This is a genomic window from Pengzhenrongella frigida (assembly GCF_004168625.1).
Taxonomy (GTDB): Bacteria; Actinomycetota; Actinomycetes; order Actinomycetales; family Cellulomonadaceae; genus Pengzhenrongella; species Pengzhenrongella frigida.
In genome coordinates this window covers 109,480-135,277 of sequence record NZ_SDWW01000006.1, presented here as the reverse complement: position 1 = coordinate 135,277, position 25,798 = coordinate 109,480, and the positions used below count along the sequence as shown (strand labels likewise).

Annotated in this window: 26 protein-coding genes; 10 read left to right on the top strand and 16 right to left on the bottom strand. The window is 72.0% G+C overall.

Going from position 1 to position 25,798, the window contains the following annotated elements:
* Nucleotides 1-376: 376 nt before the first annotated feature.
* Nucleotides 377-1,300 carry a pseudouridine synthase gene (locus tag EUA98_RS04120; protein ID WP_130101393.1) on the bottom strand — a complete coding sequence of 308 codons (924 nt, stop codon included), beginning with the start codon at nt 1,298-1,300 and terminating at the stop codon, nt 377-379.
* Nucleotides 1,301-1,376: 76 nt separating this feature from the next.
* On the opposite strand from EUA98_RS04120, the gene EUA98_RS04115 reads away from it, so the two are divergent.
* Complete coding sequence (locus tag EUA98_RS04115) at nt 1,377-1,682, top strand: SecDF P1 head subdomain-containing protein (protein ID WP_130101392.1); 306 nt, start codon at nt 1,377-1,379, stop codon at nt 1,680-1,682.
* 160 nt (nt 1,683-1,842) lie between these two features.
* On the opposite strand, the gene EUA98_RS04110 is transcribed toward EUA98_RS04115, so the two are convergent.
* On the bottom strand, nt 1,843-2,430 hold the full coding sequence (locus tag EUA98_RS04110) for a tyrosine-type recombinase/integrase (RefSeq protein WP_165372710.1): 588 nt from the start codon (nt 2,428-2,430) through the stop codon (nt 1,843-1,845).
* Nucleotides 2,328-2,810: a site-specific integrase gene (locus EUA98_RS20520; protein WP_130101390.1), complete on the bottom strand. Its 483-nt coding sequence runs from the start codon at nt 2,808-2,810 to the stop codon at nt 2,328-2,330. Before EUA98_RS20520 ends, EUA98_RS04110 begins: the two co-directional genes overlap by 103 nt.
* Nucleotides 2,811-3,012: 202 nt before the next feature.
* Between EUA98_RS20520 and EUA98_RS04100 the strand changes: the two genes are divergently transcribed.
* Both EUA98_RS04100 and EUA98_RS04095 read left to right on the top strand, forming a co-directional pair.
* The gene (locus EUA98_RS04100) at nt 3,013-3,639 is read left to right on the top strand and encodes a type IV toxin-antitoxin system AbiEi family antitoxin domain-containing protein (RefSeq protein ID WP_207218962.1); all 627 of its coding nucleotides are present in this window, start codon (nt 3,013-3,015) and stop codon (nt 3,637-3,639) included.
* Nucleotides 3,636-4,397, top strand: coding sequence for a nucleotidyl transferase AbiEii/AbiGii toxin family protein (locus EUA98_RS04095; RefSeq protein WP_165372709.1), 762 nt, complete (start codon nt 3,636-3,638; stop codon nt 4,395-4,397). Before EUA98_RS04100 ends, EUA98_RS04095 begins: the two co-directional genes overlap by 4 nt.
* A 321-nt stretch (nt 4,398-4,718) precedes the next feature.
* On the opposite strand, the gene EUA98_RS04090 is transcribed toward EUA98_RS04095, so the two are convergent.
* Nucleotides 4,719-5,246 carry a hypothetical protein gene (locus EUA98_RS04090; protein WP_207218961.1) on the bottom strand — a complete coding sequence of 176 codons (528 nt, stop codon included), beginning with the start codon at nt 5,244-5,246 and terminating at the stop codon, nt 4,719-4,721.
* Nucleotides 5,247-5,573: 327 nt separating this feature from the next.
* On the bottom strand, nt 5,574-6,965 hold the full coding sequence (locus tag EUA98_RS04085; protein WP_130101387.1) for an asparagine synthase-related protein: 1,392 nt from the start codon (nt 6,963-6,965) through the stop codon (nt 5,574-5,576).
* A 449-nt stretch (nt 6,966-7,414) separates the two neighbouring features.
* Between EUA98_RS04085 and cysK the strand changes: the two genes are divergently transcribed.
* The 3 genes from cysK (at nt 7,415) to EUA98_RS04070 (ending at nt 10,125) form a co-directional block, all read left to right on the top strand.
* Complete coding sequence (gene cysK, locus EUA98_RS04080; RefSeq protein WP_130101386.1) at nt 7,415-8,350, top strand: cysteine synthase A; 936 nt, start codon at nt 7,415-7,417, stop codon at nt 8,348-8,350.
* On the top strand, nt 8,350-8,934 hold the full coding sequence (epsC, locus tag EUA98_RS04075; RefSeq protein WP_130101385.1) for a serine O-acetyltransferase EpsC: 585 nt from the start codon (nt 8,350-8,352) through the stop codon (nt 8,932-8,934). Before cysK ends, epsC begins: the two co-directional genes overlap by 1 nt.
* A gap of 132 nt (nt 8,935-9,066) precedes the next feature.
* The gene (locus EUA98_RS04070) at nt 9,067-10,125 is read left to right on the top strand and encodes an LLM class F420-dependent oxidoreductase (RefSeq protein WP_130101384.1); all 1,059 of its coding nucleotides are present in this window, start codon (nt 9,067-9,069) and stop codon (nt 10,123-10,125) included.
* A 51-nt stretch (nt 10,126-10,176) separates the two neighbouring features.
* Here the strand turns inward: EUA98_RS04070 and EUA98_RS04065 are convergent, their stop codons facing one another.
* Together EUA98_RS04065 and EUA98_RS04060 are read right to left on the bottom strand one after the other, a co-directional pair.
* A complete protein-coding gene (locus EUA98_RS04065) occupies nt 10,177-10,509 on the bottom strand; it encodes an MGMT family protein (RefSeq protein WP_130101383.1) in 333 nt (110 codons plus the stop codon).
* A gap of 53 nt (nt 10,510-10,562) precedes the next feature.
* Nucleotides 10,563-11,660, bottom strand: coding sequence for a PP2C family protein-serine/threonine phosphatase (locus tag EUA98_RS04060; protein WP_242511259.1), 1,098 nt, complete (start codon nt 11,658-11,660; stop codon nt 10,563-10,565).
* Nucleotides 11,661-11,761: 101 nt separating this feature from the next.
* Between EUA98_RS04060 and EUA98_RS04055 the strand changes: the two genes are divergently transcribed.
* The gene (locus tag EUA98_RS04055; RefSeq protein ID WP_130101381.1) at nt 11,762-13,069 is read left to right on the top strand and encodes a GNAT family N-acetyltransferase; all 1,308 of its coding nucleotides are present in this window, start codon (nt 11,762-11,764) and stop codon (nt 13,067-13,069) included.
* A gap of 23 nt (nt 13,070-13,092) precedes the next feature.
* On the opposite strand, the gene EUA98_RS04050 is transcribed toward EUA98_RS04055, so the two are convergent.
* Nucleotides 13,093-13,542, bottom strand: coding sequence for a ribose-5-phosphate isomerase (locus tag EUA98_RS04050; RefSeq protein ID WP_130101380.1), 450 nt, complete (start codon nt 13,540-13,542; stop codon nt 13,093-13,095).
* Between the two features lie 114 nt (nt 13,543-13,656).
* Between EUA98_RS04050 and EUA98_RS04045 the strand changes: the two genes are divergently transcribed.
* Complete coding sequence (locus tag EUA98_RS04045; RefSeq protein WP_130101379.1) at nt 13,657-15,639, top strand: M13 family metallopeptidase; 1,983 nt, start codon at nt 13,657-13,659, stop codon at nt 15,637-15,639.
* 123 nt (nt 15,640-15,762) lie between these two features.
* Here EUA98_RS04045 and EUA98_RS04040 read toward each other — a convergent pair whose 3' ends face one another.
* Both EUA98_RS04040 and EUA98_RS04035 read right to left on the bottom strand, forming a co-directional pair.
* Nucleotides 15,763-16,371 (bottom strand): hypothetical protein, encoded by a 609-nt coding sequence (locus EUA98_RS04040; protein ID WP_130101378.1) that lies wholly within the window; start codon nt 16,369-16,371, stop codon nt 15,763-15,765.
* Nucleotides 16,372-16,416: 45 nt separating this feature from the next.
* Nucleotides 16,417-17,049 carry a DsbA family oxidoreductase gene (locus EUA98_RS04035; protein WP_242511258.1) on the bottom strand — a complete coding sequence of 211 codons (633 nt, stop codon included), beginning with the start codon at nt 17,047-17,049 and terminating at the stop codon, nt 16,417-16,419.
* 105 nt (nt 17,050-17,154) lie between these two features.
* On the opposite strand from EUA98_RS04035, the gene pepN reads away from it, so the two are divergent.
* Entirely contained in the window at nt 17,155-19,743 is a 2,589-nt protein-coding gene (gene pepN / locus EUA98_RS04030; RefSeq protein WP_130101376.1) for an aminopeptidase N, read from the top strand.
* A gap of 90 nt (nt 19,744-19,833) precedes the next feature.
* Here pepN and malQ read toward each other — a convergent pair whose 3' ends face one another.
* Nucleotides 19,834-21,972 carry a 4-alpha-glucanotransferase gene (malQ, locus tag EUA98_RS04025; protein ID WP_130101375.1) on the bottom strand — a complete coding sequence of 713 codons (2,139 nt, stop codon included), beginning with the start codon at nt 21,970-21,972 and terminating at the stop codon, nt 19,834-19,836.
* Between the two features lie 207 nt (nt 21,973-22,179).
* Between malQ and EUA98_RS04020 the strand changes: the two genes are divergently transcribed.
* Nucleotides 22,180-23,265 (top strand): mechanosensitive ion channel family protein, encoded by a 1,086-nt coding sequence (locus EUA98_RS04020; protein WP_130101374.1) that lies wholly within the window; start codon nt 22,180-22,182, stop codon nt 23,263-23,265.
* Between the two features lie 20 nt (nt 23,266-23,285).
* Here EUA98_RS04020 and EUA98_RS04015 read toward each other — a convergent pair whose 3' ends face one another.
* From EUA98_RS04015 to EUA98_RS03995, 5 genes are read right to left on the bottom strand one after another with little or no spacing between them, the layout of a single operon-like run.
* Nucleotides 23,286-23,972, bottom strand: coding sequence for an HAD family hydrolase (locus tag EUA98_RS04015; protein ID WP_165372708.1), 687 nt, complete (start codon nt 23,970-23,972; stop codon nt 23,286-23,288).
* Nucleotides 23,963-24,427 carry a PTS sugar transporter subunit IIA gene (locus tag EUA98_RS04010; RefSeq protein WP_130101372.1) on the bottom strand — a complete coding sequence of 155 codons (465 nt, stop codon included), beginning with the start codon at nt 24,425-24,427 and terminating at the stop codon, nt 23,963-23,965. The genes EUA98_RS04015 and EUA98_RS04010 overlap by 10 nt, the downstream gene beginning before the upstream one ends.
* Complete coding sequence (locus EUA98_RS04005) at nt 24,427-24,657, bottom strand: PTS sugar transporter subunit IIB (RefSeq protein ID WP_130101371.1); 231 nt, start codon at nt 24,655-24,657, stop codon at nt 24,427-24,429. Before EUA98_RS04005 ends, EUA98_RS04010 begins: the two co-directional genes overlap by 1 nt.
* Before the next feature lie 52 nt (nt 24,658-24,709).
* Complete coding sequence (locus tag EUA98_RS04000) at nt 24,710-24,943, bottom strand: PTS sugar transporter subunit IIB (RefSeq protein WP_130101370.1); 234 nt, start codon at nt 24,941-24,943, stop codon at nt 24,710-24,712.
* On the bottom strand, nt 24,940-25,719 hold the full coding sequence (locus EUA98_RS03995; protein WP_242511257.1) for a GntR family transcriptional regulator: 780 nt from the start codon (nt 25,717-25,719) through the stop codon (nt 24,940-24,942). The genes EUA98_RS04000 and EUA98_RS03995 overlap by 4 nt, the downstream gene beginning before the upstream one ends.
* Nucleotides 25,720-25,798 lie beyond the last annotated feature (79 nt).

The following is a 25,798-nucleotide window of genomic DNA, read 5'->3' as shown; positions in this document are numbered from 1 at the left end:
AATCGTTCCAGGTCAGGAGCACTTTTCACGTCATCGACACGACCTCACGCCACCGCGCCATGAAAGCGCGAGGCTAGCTAGTCCCGCCCGCGAACTTCGAGGCCTGCATCGTGTCGCAATGCCGTTGACGTGGGACCGACGCGCGCTGTCCGCGCCGCTTCGCTCAACTGCGAAGGCTCGTAGCGACCGTCACATGACGACAGTCATGCGGCGGACGCCATGGACGTCGGCTGCGACGCCGAGGCCGACTTCGACCTCGGCCTCGGCCTCGACGGACTGGGCCGGGTGCTGTCCACGTCCGAGGCAAGCCGCTGACAGCTCCGGGCACGGTCGACTCACCGATGCCGCACCGGTCGCTCGTCCGGGATCTCCCGGCTCATTCCTCCGCGGTGAGCGGCAACGAGCGGACGCTGCGGAACCGCCGGGGCTGCCCGTCGACGGGGTCCGTGAACGCGACCTCGGCCGCGAGGAGTTGGAGGGGCCGACGGAAGTCGTCGACTGGGACGTCCTGCAGGACGGGGTACAACGGGTCGTCGACGATGGGGATGCCGAGCCCCAGCAGGTGGAGGCGCAGCTGGTGGGTCCGGCCCGTGCGGGGTGTCAGGCGGTAGACCCCGGCGCCGTCCACCAGCCGCTCCAGCTCGACGCGCGTCTCGGCGTTGACGAGCGCCCCGGGCACGACCTGGGCGCGCCACGTGCCGGGCACCTTGCGGATGTGGTTGCGGACGACGGCGGGCAGTACCAGGTCGGCGCGCAGCGGCGCGACCGCCCGGTAGGTCTTCTCGACTGCGCGGCGCTCGAACGCCGTCTGGTAGGGGCCCCTCCAGCGGCTCTCGGTGGCCAGCATCAGCAGGCCGGACGTGACCCGGTCGAGGCGGTGCAGCGGCGACAGCTCCGGCAGGTCGAGCTCCGCGCGCAGCCGGACGACGACGCTCTGCATCACGTGCCCGCCGCGCGGGATCGTTGCGAGGAACGGCGGCTTGTCGACGACGACGAGGCGCTCGTCCCGGTACACCACGTGGATCCGACCCGGCACCTCCGACTCGTCGCGCAGGTCGCGATGGAACCACACGAACCGATGTGGCCCATAGGGGTCCGCGTCGCGCACGGCACGCCCGCTCTCCTCGACGAAGCGCTCCTGCGCCAGCATCCCCGGCACATCGACGTGCTCCGGCAGGCGATGCCGCAGCCACGCGCCCATCGTCGGCCACACGGTCGGGCTCCCGCGATCGCGGTCGGGGGTGCGGAGCCAGGCGGCGGCGAGGCCGTGGCGTGCCGGGAGCGGTGAGCGAGGAGGCACCGGACGATCGTACGAGGCCGACCCGTCGCCCAGACCGGTGGAGTCCTCTCTGTAGTGGGCCCGACGGCTCGAGGCGATGACCGCCACCGACCCCACCGATCGCCCCACGGCGAGCCGAACCTCGCTGGCGCTGCGCGAGATCACCGCAGCTGACCCACGACGGCGCCGGGCGCCATGCATCATCGAATACGGCTCAGTCGACGTCAGCGACATCACCAGCAAGGCCATCGACAAGCAGTTGGCCATCCTTCTCAACGGGAAGGTGGTCTCTGCCGCTACGGTCAAGGACCCCATCACTACCGGCAATGTGACGTTGGGATTCGGGACGGCATCCGAGGCCGACCAGGTCGCATCAGAGTTGAGCGCATCGACGACGTCCTGACGCCGACGCCTCGGGAACGAGCGCACAGGCCGTGAACCGAGGTCTTTACCGCCCGCCGCTTACCTGTCGCTACGCGCCGTTGCTCGTCATGGCTGTCTCACGGCTCCGGCCGACGTTCCCGCGGGAACGTCCTGATCGAGCGGACGTCCCGAAGTTGGCGCTAACCGGCATCGCTGCCGGCGTCTGATTCGCGCCGCACCTCGGGCGCGATCAGTCGGCGGGCGCTGAGCAATCCGTACTGCGCTGAGGCGTAGGGCAGGACTGCGGCGCGGTCGAGGCTGTTCTTGGCCTGGTCGTACCGCATCGTCATGCGAGGGTCGGCGTGCCGCAACTGAAGCTGGACATCGCGCAGCGGTAGCCCATGGGCGAGCATGTTCGTAGCGACCGACCGGCGCAGCCCGTGCGGGGTGATCGCCCGAGTGATACCGGCGGCCCGGGTCAACCGGTGCAACAACCTGTCCGCGGCAGCGCGGTCCATCCGGTCCCCGCGCGTGTTGCAGATCAGCGGGGCGCTCGTGCGCCCGTCGATGAGTCGGTCGAGGTCGCGCAGTGCCTGGACCGGGACGACGCGTTCGAACGTGTCGCCGCCCTTGCCGCGGAACACGACCGTGCGCCAGCCCTGGTTGTGACGCACGCTGTCGGCGTTCAGCGCGCACATCTCTCCCACACGCAACGCCATCTGCCCGAGCAGGACGACGAACACGTGCTCGCGCGGCCCGGCCTTGACCGCCGAGTCCAGCAGAGCCACGCAGTCCAGGGTCGGCAGCCAGGTGCGCTTCTGCTCACCCTCGTGGATCTTGGGCGGGTCACGTTCTGGGTCGGGTCGCGGTCGATGATCTCGTCGATGACGGCGTACTTGTAGAACAGGTGCACCACGCCGAACTTCGCCGATCGGGTGGCCGAGGCCAGGCGCTGGTCCTCCAGGGAGCGCAGCCAGATCTCCACGTGCGGGCTACGCACCGCCAGCGGGTCGAGCCCGACCTGGGTGCACCAGCGCAACCACAGCTCGAGGTGGATCCGGTAGCTGTCCAGGGTCTTGCCCGCATAGCGGGCGAGGAACCCTGCGCACGCCAGTCGCAGCGGGTCGCTGCTAGCGGACAGGATGACTGTGCTCGTCGTGGTGTTCATTTCGCCTCCGGGCGCCTCTCGCGGGGGGAAGCGGCACCGCCCAGACGTACAGCGTGTCGAGCGATCAGCCGCTCGCGGAAGACACGAAACTATGCCTCGTCAGCCTCGTCGTCGTCGTCGTCGGTCTCCACCTCGACTCGACCGTCTGCCACCGAGCAAGTAAGTGTGCATAAAGTAGGCCCTAGCACCTACTATTTGCACTATGAACGCTCGAATCGATGTCGTCAGGCACGCCGCCCGCGCGCCGCTGCGGACGATCCGGACGGCCGAGCTCGCCTTCGCCTACGCGCATCCGCGGCAGGAGGCTCGCGAGCTTGAACGTCGCGGACTCCTGCACCGCCTCGCCCACGGCATCTACTGCGCCGTCCCGTCGGAGAGCGACCCGGCGACGTGGCGACCGACGCTCGAGGCAGCGACCGCCGCGGTCGCGACTGCGCTGTACGGAGACCGAGTACCCGTCCTGACCGGACTCACCGCCGCGCGGATGCATCACGCCCTCCCCCGCGCGATCGGCGTCGGCGATGTCGCCGTCCCCACCCGACGCCGCGCCCTTCGACTCGCCGATCGCGACGGCGAGGTTCGATTCGTCACGCGTGCGGTCGCCGAGCTCGACGCGGTCGCGATGACGACCGAGCTCGGCCTGGTCCTGGTGACGACGCCTGAGCAGACGGTGCTCGACCTCGCCCGCGCCGATCCCCGGGCGCAGGACCTAGACACCCAGGAGGCGATCGGCGCCCTGTGGCCGGGATGCGACCCGACCGTGCTTGGGGAGATCGCCGGCCGGCAGCGGATGCGAGCCACCTACGCCCGAGTTGCGGCGAGCCGATGACCGTCTCCCAGTACGACGAGTGGGCGGCTGTCGCCGAACGCTTCGGCGTCGACCTGGAACAGGTGCGCCGGGACCATCTGATCTCCCACCTGCTCGGCGCGATCGCCGCGGGAGTCCCCACCGACGACGTCGTCTTCTTCGGTGGCACCGCGCTGTCGCGCACCCACCTGACCGATGCCCGGCTCAGTGAAGACGTCGACCTCATCGCGCGGTCCTCCCGCACGGACGTCGCAGCGCGGATCGAAGCAGCCGTTCGGCGGGGCCTGGCCCGCAGCCACGGCCGTCCGACCTGGGCCCCCGCATTGAGTGCGACGTCGGGTAGCCAACCGGCGACCGTCGGCGTCGAGGGGACCGCGAGCGTCCAGGTTCAGCTCCTCAGCGGCGAGGGCTACCTCTGGCCGACGGAGGTACGGGACATCGACCAGCGCTACACCGACGCGCCGCCCGCGCGGCTCCGGACGCTGACAGCCGCCGGGTTCGCCGCCGCCAAGCTCACCGCGTGGATGGACCGGCACGCACCCCGTGACCTGTACGACCTCTGGGCGATGAGCGAGCGAGGACTCGTTGATGCAGCCGCACTCGAGGTGTTCATCCGCTGCGGCCCCCAGCCCAGACCGCCCGCGAGATGGGTGTTCTCCACCCCCATCGACGAGACGGCGTGGCGCCGGGCTCTGGGGCACCAGACGAGACTGCGAGTCACCGCCGCTGAGGCGATCGGCGCGGTCCGAGAGGCATGGCGCATCGCAGGGTCGGCGTGACGGAACCCCCATGTCGAAGGGGGTGCCGGCAAGCCCGGTCGACACTAAACGCACGTAGTCAGCCCCTTATGGCATGCCATAACGTGCCATAAGGGGGTCTCCCCCTGGGTGCATTTCGGTTCCGCTCGGTGTCACCTCGAAAGCGTCTGACCTGCGAAAACACGTTCTGACGAGGGCGTTACAAATTCTTCGGCGGGACTTCCAAACCGGCTACGGGAGTTCGATTCTCCTCACCCGCTCCAGTGTTTCCACGGCATCTCCCACCTGAGACAACGTCACGGAAGACGCTGCTCCTCGGGTGGGTCGAGATCTATCAGCTCGTCACAGCACAAACACGGAGACGACCTCGGCTGACAGCAGCACCTGGTAGGGCAGCCCGCTCAGCGTCGCCGCGTCGACGTCGATGCCGCGCTTTCGGGCAGCCTCCGCGAGGTCGTCCCACGGATGTGCCTCCGGGTCGTCCTCGTCGTCCGTCCGGACCAGGTCCAGGATCTCGGCGATCACCTCGTCGGCCGGCCTCTTCCAGGAGATCACCTCGCCCTCGGCGGCCCCGTGTCGGACGGACGTGACGCCCCGGTCCATGTCGAGCCGGATCAGCGACTCGTCGGCCAGACGGACGCACTGGGTGATCTTCATGCTGATGTTCGGCAAGGTGTTCCTTGTCGGGTTCTCATCGACGTCGCAGACGGCCACCGTCGCAACCACGTTCAGTTCGGGCAGATCGAATGCCCGCCTCTGCGCGATATCCCTACCTCCCGTTGCTGCTCGCACCGGGACGTAGCGGAACGCGTTCTCGTCGGTCAGGTCCACGTCTATCTGCCCCCGCCATCCGACAACGTTCGCGCTCACACGCCTTGTGTGGCGTCGCCCAGTGGCCGGTGCCGCTGCCAGGTGCGCAAGTGCCACTCCGTGAGTCCTGAGTGACCCAGAGGCAGCCGAACACGGTGAACGCCACGGCTTGCAGGTCGACCATTGCTGGTGCAGTCAACGTAGCCGTGACTCCGAAATGGGCGCAAGAGGACTGCTCCGAGCTGGGTGGCTCTTCGCGGTTCGGGTCGCTGAGCGGTTTGAGCAGCTCGCGCTCGGCAACCTTGCGCCCGCTCGGCAGTCCGATCTTGCCGCCAGCGATGGTGCTGGTGCCTTCACGGCATGCTGCTCCTCAGCGGTGACCCGTCGTCAGTCCCTCCGCCCCACGTCCGACGACCGAGCCGCTCGATCGACGGCGGCGGGCGTTCGGGTCGCCCGATCCGCCGCTCTGAGCACCTGATCAGCAGCTTTGAGGTTGATCTCCAGCCCGAGCAGGCGGGTGATCGCCTCGTCGCTCGGCGCTTCGATCGCCTCGCAACCCGGCAGGTACGAGCCCGTGTCGAGCCAGTCGACGATCCCCCGAGCCGCGAGGTCCGAGATGTTCTCGACCGCCAGGTCGCGGATCTCGCCCGTGCACCGGTAGCCGGCCCGGATGGCGGCGTTCGCGCCGCTCTCGTGACGGCGGCCGGCGAACAGCGGTAGACCGCGCCGGGCCATCTCGTGCTCCGCCCGGAACCGGAGCCGGTGGGCCGTCCGGGTGAAGCGCGACTCCAGCACCGCCCCGCCGCCATGGGCAGTGGTGGGCAGAGAGAACAGCCGGGGGAACGTCTGCTTCTGGATCTCTTCGTACAGGTGCTGCTTGAGGCGCTGACGCACCGGGATCCGGAGCATGAGGTCCAGCCACGGTCCGGCGAGGAACGGCGTGCACGCCGGGAGCTCCCGCAGCAGCCGGGTGCTCACGTAGTGCCGTTGCCGCACGCCGTACATGAGCTGGTAGTAGCACGACAGGTCGTCGGTCGAGCAGAGCGGCGCGGGCTGGATGGATCGCGCGGGCTCGAAGTCCGACGAGTACAGCCGGTCCCGACCGACGAGCAGGTGCTTGTCGAGGAAGTCCGCGACCGCGGTGTCCCAGTCCCAGGCCTCACAGCCGGGGCGGAAGAGCTTCCCGCTGACGATGTCCCCGCACAGGCCGTCCCAGAAGACGTTGTCCGGCCCGACCCGCGAGTGCAGCAGATAGCTCAGGTACCGCTGGCCGAACGGGAACGGCAACGGGATCTGCCGCGCCAGGACGGAGTCCACGAGCCCTTGCGTGGTCCACTCCACACCCGCCGACTCCAGCGTCTCGTGCCGGACGCCGGCCACCTTGGCCACCCGAGCGGCGAAGTCGAAGTCCTGCTCCCCCGGCATCCCGAACGTCACGGCGAGGATCTCGGACCGGTCGAAGATCTCCAGCAGGCCGCCCAGGATCGTGCGGGAGTCGAGCCCGCCGCTGAGGAACACGACCTGGTCCCCGCGGGTGCCCGCGGTCCGGACCGCACACTCCTCGACCGCGGCCCGCAGCGCCCGCACCCCCGCGCGCACCAGGTCCGACTCGCTCATCCTGGCCAGGTCGGGCCGAGGTTGGCGCGACCACTCGTGCAGCACCTGGAGCGGATCGGGATCATCGACGTCGGGGTTGAACCCGAACGCGAGGTACTGCTCGACGCGGTTGCGGTCGAACACGAACGGGGCCGGGCGGCTGATCCCGAGCTGGGTGCCCATACGTACTCCCCCTGCGTCGTCACTGAGAACCTGCTTGCATCCTGTTCGGGTCGGCTTCCAGCAGACCAGGGTCCAAGGTCACTCGCGAGCGGGCCGCCTGGTATGCCTCCGGCGCGGACAACGTTGCAGGTCCCCGGGCCACGCGCTACCGTCTGCATCGACCGGCACGACGTCGACGAGAAAGGTCCCGCGATGACCCTGCACCTGCGCAGCGCTCTCGTGGCTCTCGGCTGCCCGGTCCCCTCCTGTCGCTGTCTGTAGAGCGCTGGCCTGCTCCTGACGAACCGATCGCCCGACGGCGATCTCTTCGGGCCGCCAGCGCTCGTCCCGCTCGTCCCGGCACAGGCTCTCGAACTCCCCGGCCCGACCCGCGGAACAACCGCGGCCGCACACCGGTTCTCCCAGCACCCGCCCCCACCGCCTCGCGCGGCCCGTCCCGAAGAGGATCCATGGCTCGCATCTACGACGACGTCACCAAGCTGATCGGCAACACCCCGCTGGTCCGCCTCAACAAGCTCACGGAGGGGCTGGACGCGACCGTGGTCGCGAAGCTCGAGTTCTACAACCCGGCCAGCTCGGTCAAGGACCGCCTCGGGGTCGCCATCGTCGACGCCGCCGAGAAGTCCGGCGAGCTCAAGCCCGGCGGCACGATTGTCGAGGCCACCAGCGGCAACACGGGGATCGCCCTGGCGATGGTCGGCGCGGCCCGCGGCTACGACGTGGTGCTCACCATGCCCGAGACGATGTCCAAGGAGCGCCGCGCCCTGCTGCGCGCGTTCGGCGCCGAGCTCATCCTCACCCCGGGCTCCGGCGGGATGAAGGGCGCCGTCGACCGCGCCAACGAGATCGCGGCCGAGCGCCCGGGATCGATCCTCGCCCGGCAGTTCGCGAACGAGGCCAACCCCGAGATCCACCGCCGCACCACCGCCGTGGAGATCTGGGACGACACCGACGGCGCGGTCGACATCGTCGTGGCCGGCATCGGCACCGGCGGCACGATCACCGGCATCGGCCAGGTTCTCAAGGCCCGCAAGCCCGGCGTGCAGATCGTCGGCGTCGAGCCGGCCGAGTCGCCCATCCTCAACGGCGGCGCCCCCGGCCCCCACAAGATCCAGGGCATCGGCGCGAACTTCGTCCCGGAGATCCTCGACCGCACCATCTACGACGAGATCATCGACGTCGACGCCGAAACCTCGGTCGCGGTCGCCCGCGAGGCCGCCAAGCGAGAGGGCCTGCTCGTCGGGATCTCCTCGGGGGCCGCGATCCACGCCGCGCTTCTGCTGGCCAGGCGGCCCGAGAACGCCGGCAAGCTCATCGTCGTCATCGTCCCGTCGTTCGGTGAGCGCTACCTCACCTCGGTGCTGTACGCGGATCTGATGGACTGATGCACCGCTTCCGGCACGCCCTGACCGTGCTGCGCGAGGACCTCGACGCCGCCCGCCGGCAGGACCCCGCGGCGAGGACCCTCGTGGAGGTCGCGCTCGGCTACCCGGGCGTGCACGCGGTCTGGGCGTACCGGTTCGCGCACCGGATGTGGCGGGAGCCGGCCTTGCGGCTTCCCGCCCGTCTGCTGTCGCAGGCGACCCGGGCCGCCACCGGGGTGGAGATCCACCCGGCGGCGAGCCTCGGTCGTCGGCTGTTCATCGACCACGGCATGGGGGTCGTCATCGGGGAGACCGCGGTCGTCGGCGACGACGTCGTGCTCTTCCACGGGTCGACGCTCGGCGGGCGCGCGATGCACCACGGCAAGCGGCACCCCACCGTGGGCAACAACGTCGTGGTGGGCGCGGGCGCGAAGGTCCTCGGGCCGGTGTGGATCGGTGACGGCGCGCAGATCGGCGCCAACGCCGTGGTGATCACCGACGTGCCGGCCGGGGCGATCGCCGTCGGCATCCCCGCCAAGATCCGCCCGCGGCCCGACACTCGCGTGAGCGAGGTCTACATCGACGACCCCGCGATCTACATCTGAGGAACCGGCGGTGTCGGGCCGCCCGGCCGCGCCGAGAACGCCTCGACGCGAAGGTGCCGGCCCGCTTGTGCCCACGACGCCCGCCTGGTGGGGCAGGATGGGGAATCTCGACGTCGAGATAAAGGATGAGCCATGCGCCTCGGATACTTCAGCGGGTACTGGTCGGCCGGGCCACCGGATGGTGCGCTCGAGGCGGTGCTCGAGGCGGAGCGGCTCGGCTTCGACTCGGTCTGGACCGCCGAGTCCTACGGTTCAGACGCGCTGACGCCGTTGGCCTGGTGGGGCGCTCACACCTCCACCGTCCGGCTCGGCACGGCGATCGCGCAGATGTCCGCCCGGACCCCGACCGCGGCCGCGATGGCCGCCCTCACGCTCGACCATCTCTCGGGCGGACGGTTCATCCTCGGGCTCGGGGCGTCAGGCCCCCAGGTGGTCGAGGGCTGGTACGGCCAGCCCTACCCTCGCCCGCTCGCCCGGACCCGGGAGTACGTCGCGATCGTCCGCGAGGTGCTCGCCCGCGAGGCCCCCGTGACCTTCGACGGCGACTTCTACTCGTTGCCGTTGCGCGGGGGCGCCGGTCTGGGCAAGGCGCTGCGCTCGACCGTGCACCCGCTGCGGGCCGACCTGCCGATCCACCTCGCCGCCGAGGGACCCAAGAACGTCGCCCTCGCCGCGGAGATCGCCGACGGCTGGCTTCCACTGTTCTACTCGCCCCGCATGGACGACACCTACCGCCAGCTCCTCGCGGACGGCTTCGCCCGCCGCGGGAGCGTCCCCGGGGTCCGGCCGCCGCGACCGGTCGAGGACTTCGAGGTCAGCGCGATCGTTCCCGTCGTCGTGCACGACGACGTCGAACGCGCGGCCGACGCCGTGCGCCCGGTCATCGCGCTGTATGCCGGAGGGATGGGCGCCAAGGGCGCGAACTTCCACCGGGACGTGCTGGTGCGGCTCGGGTACGAGGAGGTGTGCGACGAGATCCAGGCGCACTTCCTCGCCGGGCGCCGCGCGGAGGCGACCGCCGCGGTGCCGCTCGAGCTCGTCGAGGACGTGGCCCTGGTCGGACCGGCCGCCAAGATCCGCGGCGAGCTGGCTGCCTGGGAAGGGACCGCCATCACGACGATCATGGTCCAGGGCGACGCACGGTCGCTCTCCGTGGTCGCCGACACCCTGGGGACGTCGTCCCGCGTCTAGCTGACGCCGGCCGGACGCCGCTGCGGCGTCCGGCCCAGGAATGCGGCCGGCCTAGTCCGCGTCGGGCCACCACAGGGCTGCGGCCAGGTCGACCCGCAGCCCGGCCGCGACGAGCGGGGTCTCCTCCCGGCGCAGCGCAGTCAGCGCACGGGAGAGGTGCGACGCCGGCGGGCTCCCCGCGGCGTTGACGACCCGCCACCACGGCACGCCGCCACCGGCCCGCGCGAGCACCTGCCCGACCTGGCGCGGCCCGCCCCGTCGGCGCCCGCCGCCCGCGGTGAGCCGGTCGCCGACGACCTCGGCGATCGTGCCGTAGGTCATCACCCGACCGGGTGGGATCGTCTCGACGAGGTCGAGCACCGCCTCGAGATAGTCGTCGTCCACCGTGTCGGTCCCCGTCCGTCTCGTCGCTGGTCCCGCTCGTCCCGCTGGTCCAGCTAGTCCCGGTAGATCAGCACCAGGGCGCGGTCGTCGGAGTCGCCCGCCCGGACCCCCGCGAGAACGGCCTCCGCACCACCCCGGCGGGTGGCGACGACGAGCTCGGCCACGCCGATGAGCCGGTCGATCCCGAGGTCGACGTCCGAACCCGGAGTCTCCACCATGCCATCGGTGTAGAGCATCAGGGCGTCGCCGGGCAGCAACGTCCCGGTGTGGGTCCGGAACGCCGGTTCCTCGACGACACCGAGCACGGGTCCGCCCTGGGTGTCCACCACCTCGAACAGCCCCGACCCGGCGTGCAGGTGGACCGCGGGCGGGTGCCCGGCAGTCGAGACCCAGAACTGGCCCGAGTCGAGGCAGACCGCGAAGTGCACGGCCGTCGCGAACCCCTCGTCCCAGTCCTGGCGCAGCAGGTACTCGTTCGCCGCGGGGAGGAACTGCTCGTGCGGCATCGCGCCGAGCAGTCCACCGAAGGCCCCCGACAGGAGCAGCGAGCGCACCCCGGCGGCCTGGCCCTTGCCGGAGACGTCGACGAGGGCGATCTCGAGCAGCCGGCCACCCTCGGCCCGGGCCGCGACGACGAAGTCGCCCGAGAACGCCTCGGCGTACGCGGACCGCAACGCGCGGTCCACGCGCCACCCGGCCGGCAGGCTCGGGATGCGGCCGTGCGCCTCGAGGCGGTCACGCAGGTCGACGAGCATGTGGCTGCCCGCCGCACCGGACAGCCCGAGCTTCTCGCGGCCGCGCACGAAGGCGAGCACCGCGACGATCGCGAGCCCGTACACGATCAGCGCACCCGGCCCGAGGTCCGCCCGCCCCGTGAGCTCGAGGAACACCACCTCGGCGGCCACGACGGCGCAGACGACGACGGTCCCGACCAGCCGGAGCAGGAAGGCCGCCGTGAGCAGGAGCAGGAGGAGCACCGACGAGGGCACCCAGGCCCGGGCCTGGTCGACCCCGACGCCCGCGGCGAGCACCAGCAGCACGAGCGCCGCCGTCACCACGAGCTGGAACGACAGGCCCGCACGACGCAGCCGGACGGCGATGCGGCGGACCGAGTCTGGGCGGCGCGGGGCGCCGAACCCCTGGGATGTCACGTCGCGAGGGTACCGATAGCACGCGGTCGCGGCGAAGCCCGCCTGGCGCACGGGTGAATATTGCGGTGCGCAGCGCCGCCCCGACCGGCCACGATGGGCCCATGACCCGCGCACCGCACGCCTACCGCACGATCCAGGTCCCCGAAAGCCGCCGGGACGAGGTCTTCGAGCTCGACCGGCTCGCGTTCGCCCTCACCGCGGATCCCGAGGTGGACGCCGTCGTGCCGGACACGCTCGACTGGGACCGCACGATGGCCGTGGAGCAGGCCGACGGCCAGCTCTGCGCGGTGCACGCCTCCCACCGGTTCTCGCTCGCCGTCCCCGGGTCGGCCGTGGCCTGCGCGGGCCTGACGTGGGTGGGCGTGCGGCCCGACCATCGGCGCCGCGGCCTGCTGACCTCGATGATCGCGACCCACTTCGACCGGTCGCTCGCCCGCGGGGAACCTGTCTCGGCGCTGTTCGCGGCCGAGGCCGGGATCTACGGCCGGTTCGGCTACGGCTCGGCCGCCGACAACCTGCGCCTCACCGTCCCGCGCGGCGCCGCGCTGCGGCCCGTCGCCGGTTCGGCCGAGCTCGACCTGCGGCTGGAGTCGGCCGACGAGGCCGCCCATGGCGCCCTCATCCACGACCTGCACGAGGCGGCCGCGTCCACGCGCCCGGGCTGGATCGCGCGCACCCCGACGCTGCTGCGGTCGCGGCACCTGGCCGACCCACGGGCCTGGCGCGACGGCGCCGAACAGCTGCGGATCGCCGTGGTGAGCGACGCGAGCGAGGTCCGCGGCTACGCGCTCTTCCGCCGCAAGGAGTCGTGGTCCTCCCCCGCCGGGCCGACGGGCACGGTGCGGGTCTCGGAGGTCGCCGCGCTCGACCCGGCGGCCACGCACCGGCTGTGGTCGTTCCTGCTGGACCTCGACCTCATGACCACGGTCGAGTCGCCGATGCTCGCGACCGACGACGCCCTGGTGAGCCTCCTGGTCAATGCCCGGGCCGCCGCGGGCCGGGTCAGCGACAACCTGTGGGTCCGCCTGCTGGACCTGCCGGTCGCGCTCGGCGCGCGCCGGTACGCCACGCCGCTCGACGTCGTGCTCGAGGTGACCGACTCCGCGTTGCCCGCCAACGCCGGGCGCTGGCACGTGCGCACCGACCCCTCGGGCACGTCCGGCACGGCCGTCACTGCCGACACGGTGGCCGACGGCGGATTCGGTCACCCCGCCGAGGTGCGCGCCACCGACGCGCCGGCCGACCTCACCGTCGACGTGCGCGAGCTGGGCGCGGCCTACCTCGGTGGCCGGTCGCTCGCAGCCCTCGCCAGCGCGGGGCTCGTCGTCGAGCACCGGGCGGGCGCCCTGCTGCGCACGTCCGCGGCGTTCGGCTGGCCGGTCGCCCCGGTCTGCGGCTGGGTCTTTTGAGGCGGAGTCTTCTGACGGCCCGGTCAGCGACCCGACTCGTAGGCCGCCAGCAGGTCGATCCGGCGCTGGTGGCGCGCGTCGCCGCTGAACGGCTCGGCGACGAACGCGTGCACGATGGCGACCGCCTCGTCGGGCGAGTGCTGCCGCGCGCCGATCGCCATGACGTTCGCGTCGTTGTGCGCCCGGCCGAGCCGTGCGGTCTCCTCGCTCCAGGCGAGCGCGGCGCGCACCCCGACGACCTTGTTCGCGGCGATCTGCTCGCCGTTGCCGGAGCCGCCGATCACGATGCCGAGGGAACCGGGATCGGCCACGACCGCCTCGCCCGCCTCGATGCAGAACGGCGGGTAGTCGTCGAGGGGGTCGTAGGCGGGTGCCCCGTGGTCGACGACGTCGTGCCCGGCGGCCCGCAGGTGCTCCGCGAGGTGCTCCTTGAGCTCGTACCCGGCGTGGTCGGCTGCAATGTGGATGCGCATGACTGACATCCTGCCGCACCGGACCCACGCCCGAGGTGCGTCAGTAGGCTGGGGCGCGCGGCGTCACTCACTGAGCCGCACCCCAGCCCGGATCAGAGAAGAGACACCAGCCTCATGGCTCGAAGTGGCATCGACACCTCCGCGCTCGACCCCGACATCCGCCCGCAGGACGACCTGTACGCGCACGTGAACGGGCGGTGGATCGCGCAGCACGTGATCCCCGCGGACCGTGCGATGGACGGCGCCTTCCGGGCTCTGCACGACCAGTCGGAGGAACAGGTCCGTGACATCATCACGGACGCCGCGGCCAGCGCCGCGACGGCCGAGGTCGCCGGGGTCGAGGCGCAGATCGGCGCGCTGTACGCAAGCTTCATGGACGAAGACACGGTCGAGGGCCTGGGCACCACCCCGTTGCGGGCCGATCTGGCGCTCCTCGAGGAGGCGACCACGCTCGACGAGCTGACCGCCGCGCTCGGCACGCTGCAGCGCACGGGCGGCGCGGGCGCGGTCGGCTTCTGGGTCGACAACGACGCCAAAGACCCCGACCGGTACGTCGTGTACCTGGGCCAGTCGGGCCTCGGGCTGCCGGACGAGTCGTACTACCGCGACCCGCAGTACGCGGCGGTGCTGGCCGCCTACGCCCCGCACATCGCCCGGATGCTCACCCTGGGCCAGGTCTCCGCCGGGGACGCGGCTCACGTCGCCGCGGGACGCGTCGTCGCGCTCGAGACGAAGCTGGCCGCGGTGCACTGGGACGTCGTGAAGGACCGCGACGCGGACCTGACCTACAACCCGACCACGCTCGCGGCCCTCGCCGAGGCCGCTCCGGGCTTCGACTGGCACGCCTGGACGCTCGCCCTGGCCGTCCCCGCGGGATCGCTCGACGACGTCGTCGTGCGGGAACCGTCCTACGCGCACGGCTTCGCGGAGCTGTGGCGCAGCGAGTCGCTCGAGGACTGGAAGCTCTGGGCCGCCTATCACGCGGTCAGCGCGCGCGCCCCGTTCCTGTCGAGCGCCCTCGTGGAGGCCAACTTCGACTTCTACGGCCGCACCCTCACCGGCGCCCAGGAGCTGCGGGACCGGTGGAAGCGCGGTGTGGGCCTGGTGCAGGGCGTGCTCGGCGAGGCCGTCGGCAAGGTCTACGTCGAGCGGCACTTCCCGCCGACGCACAAGGACCGGATGGCGCGGCTCGTGGACACCCTCATCGAGGCCTACCGCGAGTCGATCACCGTCCTGGACTGGATGGGTGAGAGCACGAAGGTCAAGGCCCTCGCCAAGCTCGACGCGTTCACGCCGAAGATCGGCTACCCGGTCAAGTGGCGCGACTACTCCTCGCTCGTGCTCGCCGCGGACGACCTCGTCGGCAACGTGCGGCGCGCGTCCGCGTTCGAGCAGGACCGCGAGCTGAACAAGATCGGCAAGCCGCTCGACCGCGACGAGTGGTTCATGACGCCGCAGACCGTGAACGCGTACTACAACCCCGGCATGAACGAGATCGTCTTCCCGGCGGCCATCCTCCAGCCGCCGTTCTTCGACGCCGAGGCGGACGACGCGGTGAACTACGGCGGGATCGGGGCCGTCATCGGCCACGAGATCGGGCACGGGTTCGATGACCAGGGCTCGAAGTACGACGGCACCGGTCGGCTCGAGGACTGGTGGACCCCGGCCGACCGCGCGGAGTTCGAGACCCGCACCAAGGCGCTGATCGAGCAGTACAACGCCTTCTCCCCCGTCCAGCTCGGCGGGTCGCACCACGTCAACGGAGCCCTGACGATCGGGGAGAACATCGGAGACCTCGGCGGCCTGACGATCGCGATCAAGGCCTACCGGATCGCGCTCGGCACGTCCCTGGACGAGGCGCCGGTCATCGACGGCCTCACGGGTCTGCAGCGCGTGCTGCTCGGCTGGGCCCAGGCCTGGCAGTCCAAGGGCCGCGACGAAGAGGTCATCCGGCGCATCGCCACCGATCCGCACTCTCCCAACGAGTTCCGCTGCAACGGGGTGCTGAGCAACCTGGACGAGTTCTACGCGGCCTACGACGTCGTGCCGGGCGACCGCCTCTACCTCGACCCGGCGCAGCGCGTCCGTATCTGGTGACCCGAAGCCAGATCTGGTGACCCGAAGGTAGACCGTCGGGCTGGATCGGGTGCGCGCCCTGGGCCGCGCTCGATCCAGCGGGTGGCTCGGGTCGTCAGAACAGCTCGGAGGTGGCTCGGGTCGTCAGAACAGCTCGGAGGTGGCCCGCGCCAGCTTGAAGCCCTTGCCGGTCGGGTCGTGCTTGCAGGTGACCCCGGTCGAGGAGCTCGTGCAGGTGAAGTCGCCGACGGTCTCGGACTGGCCGTACTCGAGCACGGCCGTGCCCTCGGCGGCGGCGCCGGGCGCGGCCCCCTCGACGCACGGCATGGCCGCACCCTCGGCGGTCACCGTGAGCTTGACGCCGACCACGCCCGCACAGGTCTCGTCGGCCGGAACGGTCGCGGTGCTGTTGGCGATCGTGCAGGTCGCCGCGTCGGAACCGACCTCACAGGCGATGTTGCCGCTCGGCAGGGCGAACGTCACGGTGCTCGCCTCGGCCGGCTCGTCCGAGGCGGGTGAGGAGGTCTGCGTCGGTCGGCTGCTCGCGCCGGCCGCCGGGGTCTCCTGCTCCGTCGACCCGCCCAGCCCCCCGGTGAGGACGAAGGCGAGCACGGCGAGGAACCCCAGCAGCAGCACGGCGTCGATCGCCACGAACGCGGTCATCCGCGGGCTGAGCCCGCCGAGGAATCGGCGTCCGGCCACGGGCGCGTGGGTCTGCTCCATCGGTACGTGCTCCTCGCTCAGGGTGGCCATGGTCTGCGTCAAGGATCACACGCCGTCGGACCGACCCCCGCATCGCTAGCCGAAGGTCGGCCCCGCGGTACGCGTGCGCTTGAGCTCGTAGAAGCCGGGCACGCTGGTCAGGAGCGCGAGACCGTCCCACAGCCGGCCGGCGTCGGCCCCGGTAGGTGCCGGGGTGATGACCGGGCCGAAGAAGCCCACCCCGTCGATCGCGACGACCGGCGTGCCGACGTCCTCGCCGACGAGCCCAATCCCGGCTGCATGCGACGCCCGCAGCTGCGGGTCGAACGCCGTGGTGACGGCGTGGTCCGCGAGCTCGGCAGGCAGCCCGACCTCCGCGAGCGCCTCGGCGATGACCGCGGCGTTGTCCGTGCGCCCGCCCGGGTGGAACCGGGTACCCAGGGCGTCGTACAGCGCCTTGATGTACTTCTCCCCGTGCAGCTCGGCGGCCGCGATGATCACGCGGACCGGCCCCCACGCCTGCGCCATGAACTCGCGGTACTCGGGCGGCAGCTCCCGCCCGTCGTTGAGGACGGCGAGGCTCATCACGTGCCAGCGGACGTCGACGTCGCGCACGAGCGCCACCTCGTCCATCCAGCGCGACGTCAGCCAGGCCCACGGGCAGGCGGGGTCGAACCAGAAGTCGACGACGGGGGTGGCCGGGCGCACGGCGAGGATCGGGTCGGTCACGAAACAGGCTCCTTGGGTCGGGCGGGCGGGGCGTTCGATGGAGCAACGCCGGACCGGCGTGGGATGATTCCGCCTAACCCACCCACCCATGAGGGAGCCGCTGCTGTGCCCGCCGAGAACCTGACCCGCGATGAGGCTCAGGAGCGCGCTGCGCTGCTGTCCGTGACGTCCTACCAGGTCGCTCTCGACCTGACCACGGGGCCGACGACGTTCACGTCGTCCACCGTGATCCGGTTCAGCGCCAGCGAGGGCGCCGCCACGTTCGTCGACCTGATCGCACCGACCGTCCGCGCCGTCACCCTCAACGGCCGCGAGCTCGACCCCGCCGTGGTGTTCGCCGACTCCCGCATCCAGCTCGAGGGGCTCGCTGCGCAGAACGAGCTGCGGGTCGAGGCCGAGTGCGCGTACACGAACACCGGCGAGGGCCTGCACCGCTTCGTGGACCCGGTCGACGAGGAGGTCTACCTCTACTCCCAGTTCGAGGTCGCCGACTCGCGCCGCGTGTTCGCGGTGTTCGAGCAGCCGGACCTCAAGAGCGTGTTCACGTTCACGGTGACCGCGCCCGCGTACTGGAGGGTCATCTCCAACTCCCCCACGCCGGTGGCCACGCCCGCGCCCGGCACGTCGACGGACGCGCCGTCCGCGGTCTGGTCGTTCGCGCCGACCGCGGTGCTGTCCAGCTACGTGACCGCCATCGTCGCGGGTCCGTACACGGGTGAGACCGGCGAGCTCACCAGCTCCGACGGCCGGACCATCCCGCTCGGGGTCTTCTGCCGCGCGTCGCTGGCCGAGCACCTCGACACCGAGAACATCCTCGACCTGACCCGGCGCGGCTTCGCGTTCTACGAGGAGAAGTTCGGCCGGGCGTACCCGTACGTCAAGTACGACCAGATCTTCGTGCCCGAGTTCAACGCCGGGGCCATGGAGAACGCGGGTGCGGTGACGTTCCGCGAGTCCTACGTCTTCCGCTCCAAGGTGCCCGAGGCGGTCATCGAGCGCCGCGCGATCACGATCCTGCACGAGCTCGCCCACATGTGGTTCGGCGACCTGGTGACGATGCGCTGGTGGAACGACCTGTGGCTGAACGAGTCGTTCGCCGAGTACGCCTCCGCCCTCGCCGCCGCCGAGGCCACGCAGTGGACCGGCGCGTGGACCACGTTCTCCTCGATGGAGAAGTCCTGGGCCTACCGCCAGGACCAGCTGCCCTCCACGCACCCGATCGTCGCCGAGATCCGGGACCTCGCCGACGTCGAGGTCAACTTCGACGGCATCACCTACGCCAAGGGCGCGAGCGTGCTGCGCCAGCTCGTGGCCTGGGTCGGTGAGGATCAGTTCTTCGACGGGGTCAAGGCGTACTTCGCCAAGCACGCCTACGGCAACACGACGTTGCGGGACCTGCTCACCGAGCTCGAGGCCGCGAGCGGCCGCGACCTGTCGCAGTGGTCCGGCCTGTGGCTCGAGCGCGCCGGCGTGACGCTGCTGCGCCCGGAGATCACGACCGATGCCGACGGCGTGATCACGTCGTTCGCCGTCCTGCAGGAGGTCCCGGCCGCGCACCCCGTGCAACGCCCGCACCGCCTCGCCATCGGCGGCTACGACGTCGTCGACGGCGACGGCGGCGCCCGGCTCGAGCGGACCGTCCGGGTCGAGCTCGACGTGGACGGCGCACGGACCGAGGTGCCCGAGCTCGTCGGGCGCCGGCGTCCCGACCTGGTCCTCGTGAACGACGACGACCTCGCCTACGCCAAGGTGCGCCTGGACCCGCGGTCGCTCGCGACCGCGACCGCGCACCTCGGATCGTTCCCGGCCGACCTGCCCCGCACCCTGGTCTGGGCGGCGGCCTGGGACATGACCCGCGACGGCGAATTGGCCGGGCGCGACTTCATCGACCTCGTGCTGGGCAACCTCGCGCACGAGACGAACTCGTCCGTCGTGCTGGTCCTGCTGCGCCAGCTGTCCACGACGCTCGACATGTTCGTCGCCGAGGAGCACCGCGTCGCGACGTCCGCCGCAGCGGGTGACCGGTTGTGGACGCTCGTCGAGGGCGCCGCGGCCGGCAGCGACACCGAGCTGCAGCTCGTCAAGGCGTTCGCCGTCCGGGCGCAGACTCCCGGCCAGCTCGACGCCATCGCCGCCCTGCTGGACGGCACCCGCGTGCTCGACGGCCTGACCATCGACACCGACCTGCGCTGGGAGCTGCTCACCGCGCTGGTGGCGGGGGGCCGGGCGGGCGAGGCGGAGATCACCGCCGCCCTCGTCGTCGACGCCACTGCGAGCGGCGAGCGGGAGGCTGCCGGCGCCCGTGCGGCGATCCCCACGACCGAGGCGAAGGCCGCGGCGTGGCACGCCATGGTCGAGGACGACACCCTGCCGAACGCGCTGCTGGAGACCTCGATCGGCGGCTTCGTCGACGTGCACGACCGCGCCCTGCTCGTGCCGTACGTCGAGGCGTACTTCGCCTCGATCGAGCAGGTCTGGGCCACGCGCGGCAACGACATGGCTCAGGACATCGCCCAGGGCCTGTACCCGACCGAGCTCGCCGCCTATCCCGGCGTCGACCTGCTCACCCGCACGGACGCCTGGCTCACCGAGCTCGGCGACCGCCAGCCGGGCCTGCGCCGCATGGTGGTCGAGAACCGCGACGCGGTCCGCCGCGCCCTGGCGGCCCAGGACACGGACCGCGCCCGCGGCTAGCGAGCCTCCACCGGAACGACGAACGCCCCGACCCCGGTGCACCGGGAGGCGGGGCGTTCGTCGTCGCTCAGGCGCCGCGCTGCCGAACCGTCAGGCGCCGTGCTGCAGGGCCGCAACCAGCGAGCGCAGCCGGGCGCTGTCGAAGAGCTCCTCGATGCCGACCAGCTGGCCCGAGCCGTCCGCGAGCGGGACCTTCCAGTTCGGGTACTCGGTGTCCGTACCCGGCTGGTTCTGCGCACGTCGCTCGCCGACCGCGTCGGCCAGCGACACCCCGACGAGCACCGCGGGGGTGGCCAGCACGAAGCGGTGCAGCGCCTCGACGATCTCCCGCTCGGACGGGTCCGGGCCGATCAGCCCTCGCCGGTCGAGGGCATCGAGCATGGCCGCACGCTCCTGCCGGGCCGCCCGGCGCACCACCTGCACGGGTTCGGTCAGCAGCCCGAGGCGCTCGCGCAGCGCGACGTGCTCCTCGGCGAGGTACCCCGCCGTCGGCGGGAGGTCGTGGGTCGTGACGGTCGTGAGCGCGAGCCGCCGGTAGGCCTCGGGGGCCAGCGGCGCACCCGCGGCGTCCTTCTCGAACCAGAGGATGGACGTGCCGAGGATGCCGCGGTCCGCGAGGTACCCGCGCACCCACGGCTCGAACACGCCGAGGTCCTCGCCGATGACGACCGCGCCGGCGCGGGCCGCCTCGAGGCAGAGGATGCCGATCAGCGCGTCGTGGTCGTAGCGCACGTACGCACCCTGATCCGCGCCCGCGCCCTGCGGGATCCACCAGAGCCGGAACAGCCCGATGACGTGGTCGATCCGGATGGCGCCCGCGTGCCGCAGCACCGTGCGCAGCATGTCCCGGTACGGCAGGTACCCGGCGCGCGCGACGGCGTCGGGCCGCCACGGCGGCTGGGACCAGTTCTGCCCCTTCTGGTTGTACATGTCGGGCGGCGCACCGACCCCGACGTCGGTCGCGAGCACGTCGCCGAGCGCCCAGGCGTCCGCACCGAACGGGTGCACGCCGACGGCCAGGTCCTGCATGATGCCGATCGACATGCCGCCGTCGCGGGCGGCACGCTGCGCGGCGGCCAGCTGGTCGTCGCACACCCACTGCAGCCAGCAGTGCGCGTCGATCCGGTCGGCGAGCTCGAGCTTGGCGGCGGCGACGAACGCCGAGGCCGGGTCCCGCGCCGGGGCCGGCCAGTGCTCGGCCGTGCCGTACCGCTCGGTCAGGGCGCACCACAGCGCGAACGCCTCGAGACCCTCGCCCTGCTCGGCGCGGAAGGCGTCGAACGCGGCCTGGCGGGCGGTGGACCGCGGGGCGGCGTAGACGACCTCGAGCGCGTTGCGCTTCGCGGTCCAGGCCGCATCCCGGTCGATCGGGCCGTCGTCGTCGTCGAGCGAGCGCACGGACTCCGCGGCCCACTCGACTAGCGAGCGGTCCGCCGCCGACAGGTACGCCGTCTCGCGGATGTCCTCCACCCGCAGGTACAGCGGGTTGACGAACCGGCGGGTGGTCGGCAGGTACGGGGACGGCGTCATAGGACCTGCGGGCTCGGCCGCGTGCAACGGGTTGATGAGCAGGAAGTCCGCGCCGCAGCGGCGGCCGGCCAGCCACGCGAGCTCGCCGACGTCCGCCAGGTCTCCGACCCCCCAGGACTGGCGCGAGCGCACCGAGTACACCTGGGCCATGAATCCCCAGGCGCGACCCTCGCGCAGCTGCTCCGGCAGCTCCAGGCGATCGGGCACGATGACGACGTTGCAGCGCGCCGGGCCGCTCGGGCCCTCCGCGCGCATGGTGTGCCACCCGAGCGGCAGGTCGCTCGGCAGCTCGAACGTCGCCCGGCCGATGCGCTGACCGTCCACCGTGCGCGGCTCGGTGTACACGTCGAGCTGGGTCACCTCGCGGCGACCGCCGCCCGCCTCCGGATCGAGCTCGAGCCAGACCTGGACGGGGTCGCCGTCCTGCACGTGCACGGGGACCTGCGGCGACTCCCCCTGACGCACCACCATGACGGGCGGCAGCGCGCGCCGCCACGGGTCGTCGCGCACGTGCGCGAGGCTGACGTCGATCCGCTCCGGCGAGGACGCATCCACGCCGAGCGCGGCGAGCACGGCGATGAGCGTGTGAGGGGCGACGAGGAGGTGAGTTCCGTCGAAACCCCAGTAGTCGGGCACGACTCCGTACGCCTCCGCGAGTCGCAGCAACTGCTCCGGCACTTCCTCGGTCGCGTCTGGCACGCTCTGATCCTGCCAGGTCCGCCGCCGGGGTGGCCGCTCACCGCGCGGGCGCGGGCGATCCACCTCACAGCCGCGGGCGATTCAGCGCGCAGGTGCAGGCGATTCGACCGAGTTTGTCCGCGTCCGCGGGGCGCAGGTCCGGACTCCCGACGTCTGCCCGTCGCCGCGTCGAGGGGACTCCCAGCGGCGCCGACTACCCTGCTGGCCATGCTTGCCCCCACCTCGTCCCTGCTCTCCGACGCCCGCGTGCTCGCCGCGACCGACCCGACGCTCGACCCGAACACGACCCTCGGCCAGGCGGTGAAGGACGGCGGGGAGTGGTTCGACGCGCTGATCACCCCGGCCTGGCAGATCGGGCTGACCCTCCTGATCGGCGGGATCGCGCTCGCGCTGCTGCGCCGCTTCATCCGGCGCACGGTGCGCCACCTGGTGGACGGCGCCCCCGCCCTGCAGCGCAATGCCGGGCGGCTGTCGCGCGGGCTGCGCCAGGACGGCGGACAGGCCGAGACGAGCCCGCTGGCGGCCGCGCGCCGCGCGCAGCGCGCCCAGACCATGGGGTCGGCGCTGAGCTCGGGCGCGACCTTCATCGTGGGTGCGGTCGTCGTCGTCCTCGTGCTGGGGATCTTGCACGTGGACGTCGGCCCGCTGCTCGCGTCGGCCGGCGTGGTCGGGGTCGCGCTCGGGTTCGGGGCGCAGACGCTCGTCAAGGACTTCCTGGCCGGCATCTCGATGCTCGCCGAGGACCAGTACGGCGTCGGTGACGTCGTGGACCTGGGCGAGGCGAGCGGCGTCGTCGAACAGGTGGGTCTGCGCGTGACGCAGGTCCGCTCGCTCAACGGGACGCTCTGGTATGTGCGCAACGGCGAGATCCTGCGGGTCGGGAACATGACGCAGGGGTGGTCGCGCGCGCTGATCGAGGTCCGTGTGCTCGCCGACCAGGACGTGCCGCGGGTGCAGGCGTTGCTGCTGGAGGCCGCCGCCGAGGTCGCCGCCGATCCCGACCTCGGGCCCGCGATCCAGGGTGAGGCCGAGGTCGCCGGGATCGAGGACCTCTCGGCGGAGGGCGCGATGCTGCGCCTGCTGATCAAGACGGCGCCCTCGCGGCAGTGGGACGTGTCGCGCGCGCTGCGGGCCAAGATCCGCATCTCGCTGGCGGCCGAGGGCATCGACCTCGCCCTGCCGCGCCGGGAGGTCGTGATCGAACGGACGACGGTGGTCGCCGACCCCACCGAGGCTCCGCGAGTGCCCGAGCGGGCGCAGGTCTCCGAGCGGGCGCAGGCGCCGAACGCCTGACCGCGGGATCGGTCGCGCGATCAGGCCCCTGATCCGTCGCGCACCATGAGGGCCTCGACGGCGAGCGCGAGCGCGGTCAGGTCCGGCGCCGTCTCGTGGGCCCCCGCACGTCGCAGCGCGCCCGCATCCGCGGACGTGGTCACACCGAGGACGTGTCCGATGCCGGCGTGGCGCCCCGACGCGATCCCGGCCGGGGAGTCCTCGGCCGCGACCAGGCCGCCCGGCGGCAGGCCCAGCAGGTCGGCTCCGCGCCGGAACGGCTCGGGATCGGGCTTGCCCCGCGCGCAGTCCTCCGCGGTGACCATGGGCACCGCGGCCCCGAGCAGCTCGAGGGCGGCGGCGGCCCACTCCCGTCGCGCGGACGTGACGATCGCGACCGGAAGCTCGGCCCGCGCGCAGGCAGCGAGGAGGCGGACCGCCCCCGCCACCGGGACCGGCCGCCGCCCGGAGCGCCGCAGCACGTCGAGGACGGCGGCGGTGAGGCTCTCGGGGTCTTCGCCCGCCCACGGGCCGGCGACCACGGGAAAGACCTCCTGCGCGCGCCGACCCGCGAACTGGCGGATCACCTCGTCCGAGACGGTCCACCCGCGCGCCGAGAAGTAGTCACGGAAGGCGCCGCGGTGCACCGGCTCGCTGTCGAGCAGCGTGCCGTCAAGATCGAGCAGCAGGCCCGCCCCCGGACGCGCCAGGAGGTGGATCAGGCCCACTCGAGCAGCGGCTCGCCCGCCCGCACGTCCGCTCCGGGCTCGACCAGGCCGACGACGGAGCCCGGCTTGCCCTCGAGCGCGACGATGGGGCAGACGGGCGAACGCCCACCGGACTCGATCTCGGCGGGGTTCCAGCTCACCACGACGTCACCGGCGGCGACGGTGTCGCCCTCGGCCACGTGCAGCGTGAAGCCGGCCCCGTCGAGCTGAACCGTGTCCAGCCCGAGGTGCACGAGCACGCCGCGCGTCCCGTCCGCCACGATCACGAACGCGTGCGGGTGCAGCTTGAGGATCTTCCCCGCGACCGGCGCGATCGCCTCGACGACACCCTCTCGGCTCGGGTCGATCGCGAGGCCGGGCCCGACGATCTCGCCGGCGAAGACCGGGTCGGGAACGTCGGCCATCGCCTGCACGGTGCCGGTCACGGGGGCCAGCACGATGAGGGGCAAGGGCATCAGCGCAGGTCCTCGATGTCGGAGGCGAGGGTGTCGGCCTCGGGGCCGACGACGACCTGGACGACCTTGCCGGACCGGACCACGCCGAACGCGCCGGTCGCCTTGAGGGCGGCCTCGTCGACGAGCGAGGCGTCCTTCACCTCGACCCGCAGCCGCGTGATGCACGGCTCGAGGTCGAGGATGTTCGCATCCCCGCCGAGGGCCGCGAGGATCTGCTCTGCCTTGCTCATGGGGTTCTCCTTGATGACCGACGCCGGCCCGAATGCCGAGTGTCAAGACTAGTCACATCAGTTCCTCGAGGTCGGTCGCGAGGGTGTCGACGCTGGGGCCGACCACCACCTGCACGACGTGCCCGGAGATCATCACGCCGTGGGCGCCGGCGGCGCGCAGCGCCGGGACGTCGACGCGCGCCGGGTCGCGCACCTCCGACCGCAGCCGCGTGGTGCACGGCTCGATGTCGATGATGTTCGCGACCCCGCCCAGCGCCGCCAAGATGAGTGCCGCCTGGTCCGTCACGAGTGCTCGCTCTCCAGTGAGGGCGCCGCGCGGGGCGCTTCCTCGGTCGCGGGGGTGGGGGTGAGGGCGCGGCGCGGTGCACGCAGCGGCACCCACAGCACGTACCGGTCGGCCCGGTATGACGAGCGGGAGTAGACGCAGGCCGTGTCGCCCGCGAAGGTCCGGCGGGTCATCCGCAGCACGGCCCGCCCGGTGCGCAGCCCGAGCAGGTCCGCGTCCTGCGAGTCGACCTCGCTGGCCGCCACGATGTCCTCACCCCAGTCCGGCTCGAGGCCGCGCCGCCGGAGCTCGCCGTACACGCTGGCGGGGGCACCGTCGTCGAACAGGCCGGGGGCGAGCCGGCTGGGCAACCAGGACTGCTCGATCGCCATCGGCTCGCCGTCGGCGTAGCGCACGCGGTGCAGGTAGAAGACCTGCTCGCCGGGCAGGAGGTCGAGCGCGTCGGCGATGTCGGGCGAGGCCGCGACCTCCTCGGCGGCGAGCACCTTCGACGACGGCTCCATGCCGCGGCGGCGCATCTCCTCGCCGAACGACGACAGGCGGACCTCAAGATCCATCTTGGTCGGGGCGACGAACGTGCCCCGGCCCTGCTCGCGCTCGAGCAGCCCCTCGACCACGAGCGCGTCGACGGCCTGCCGCACGGTCATCCGGGACACCCCGAAACGCTCGCACAGCAGGCGCTCGGACGGGATCGCATCGCCCACCGCGAGCTCGTGGGTGACGAGCGAACGCAGGTAGTCGCGGACCCGGACGTACTTCAGGACCGAGTGCCGCACCATTGCTCCACCACCCCTGATCGCCCGCCATCGGGTCCGTGCCCTGCACGCCTTGACACCGCAGGTTCCATTCCACCAC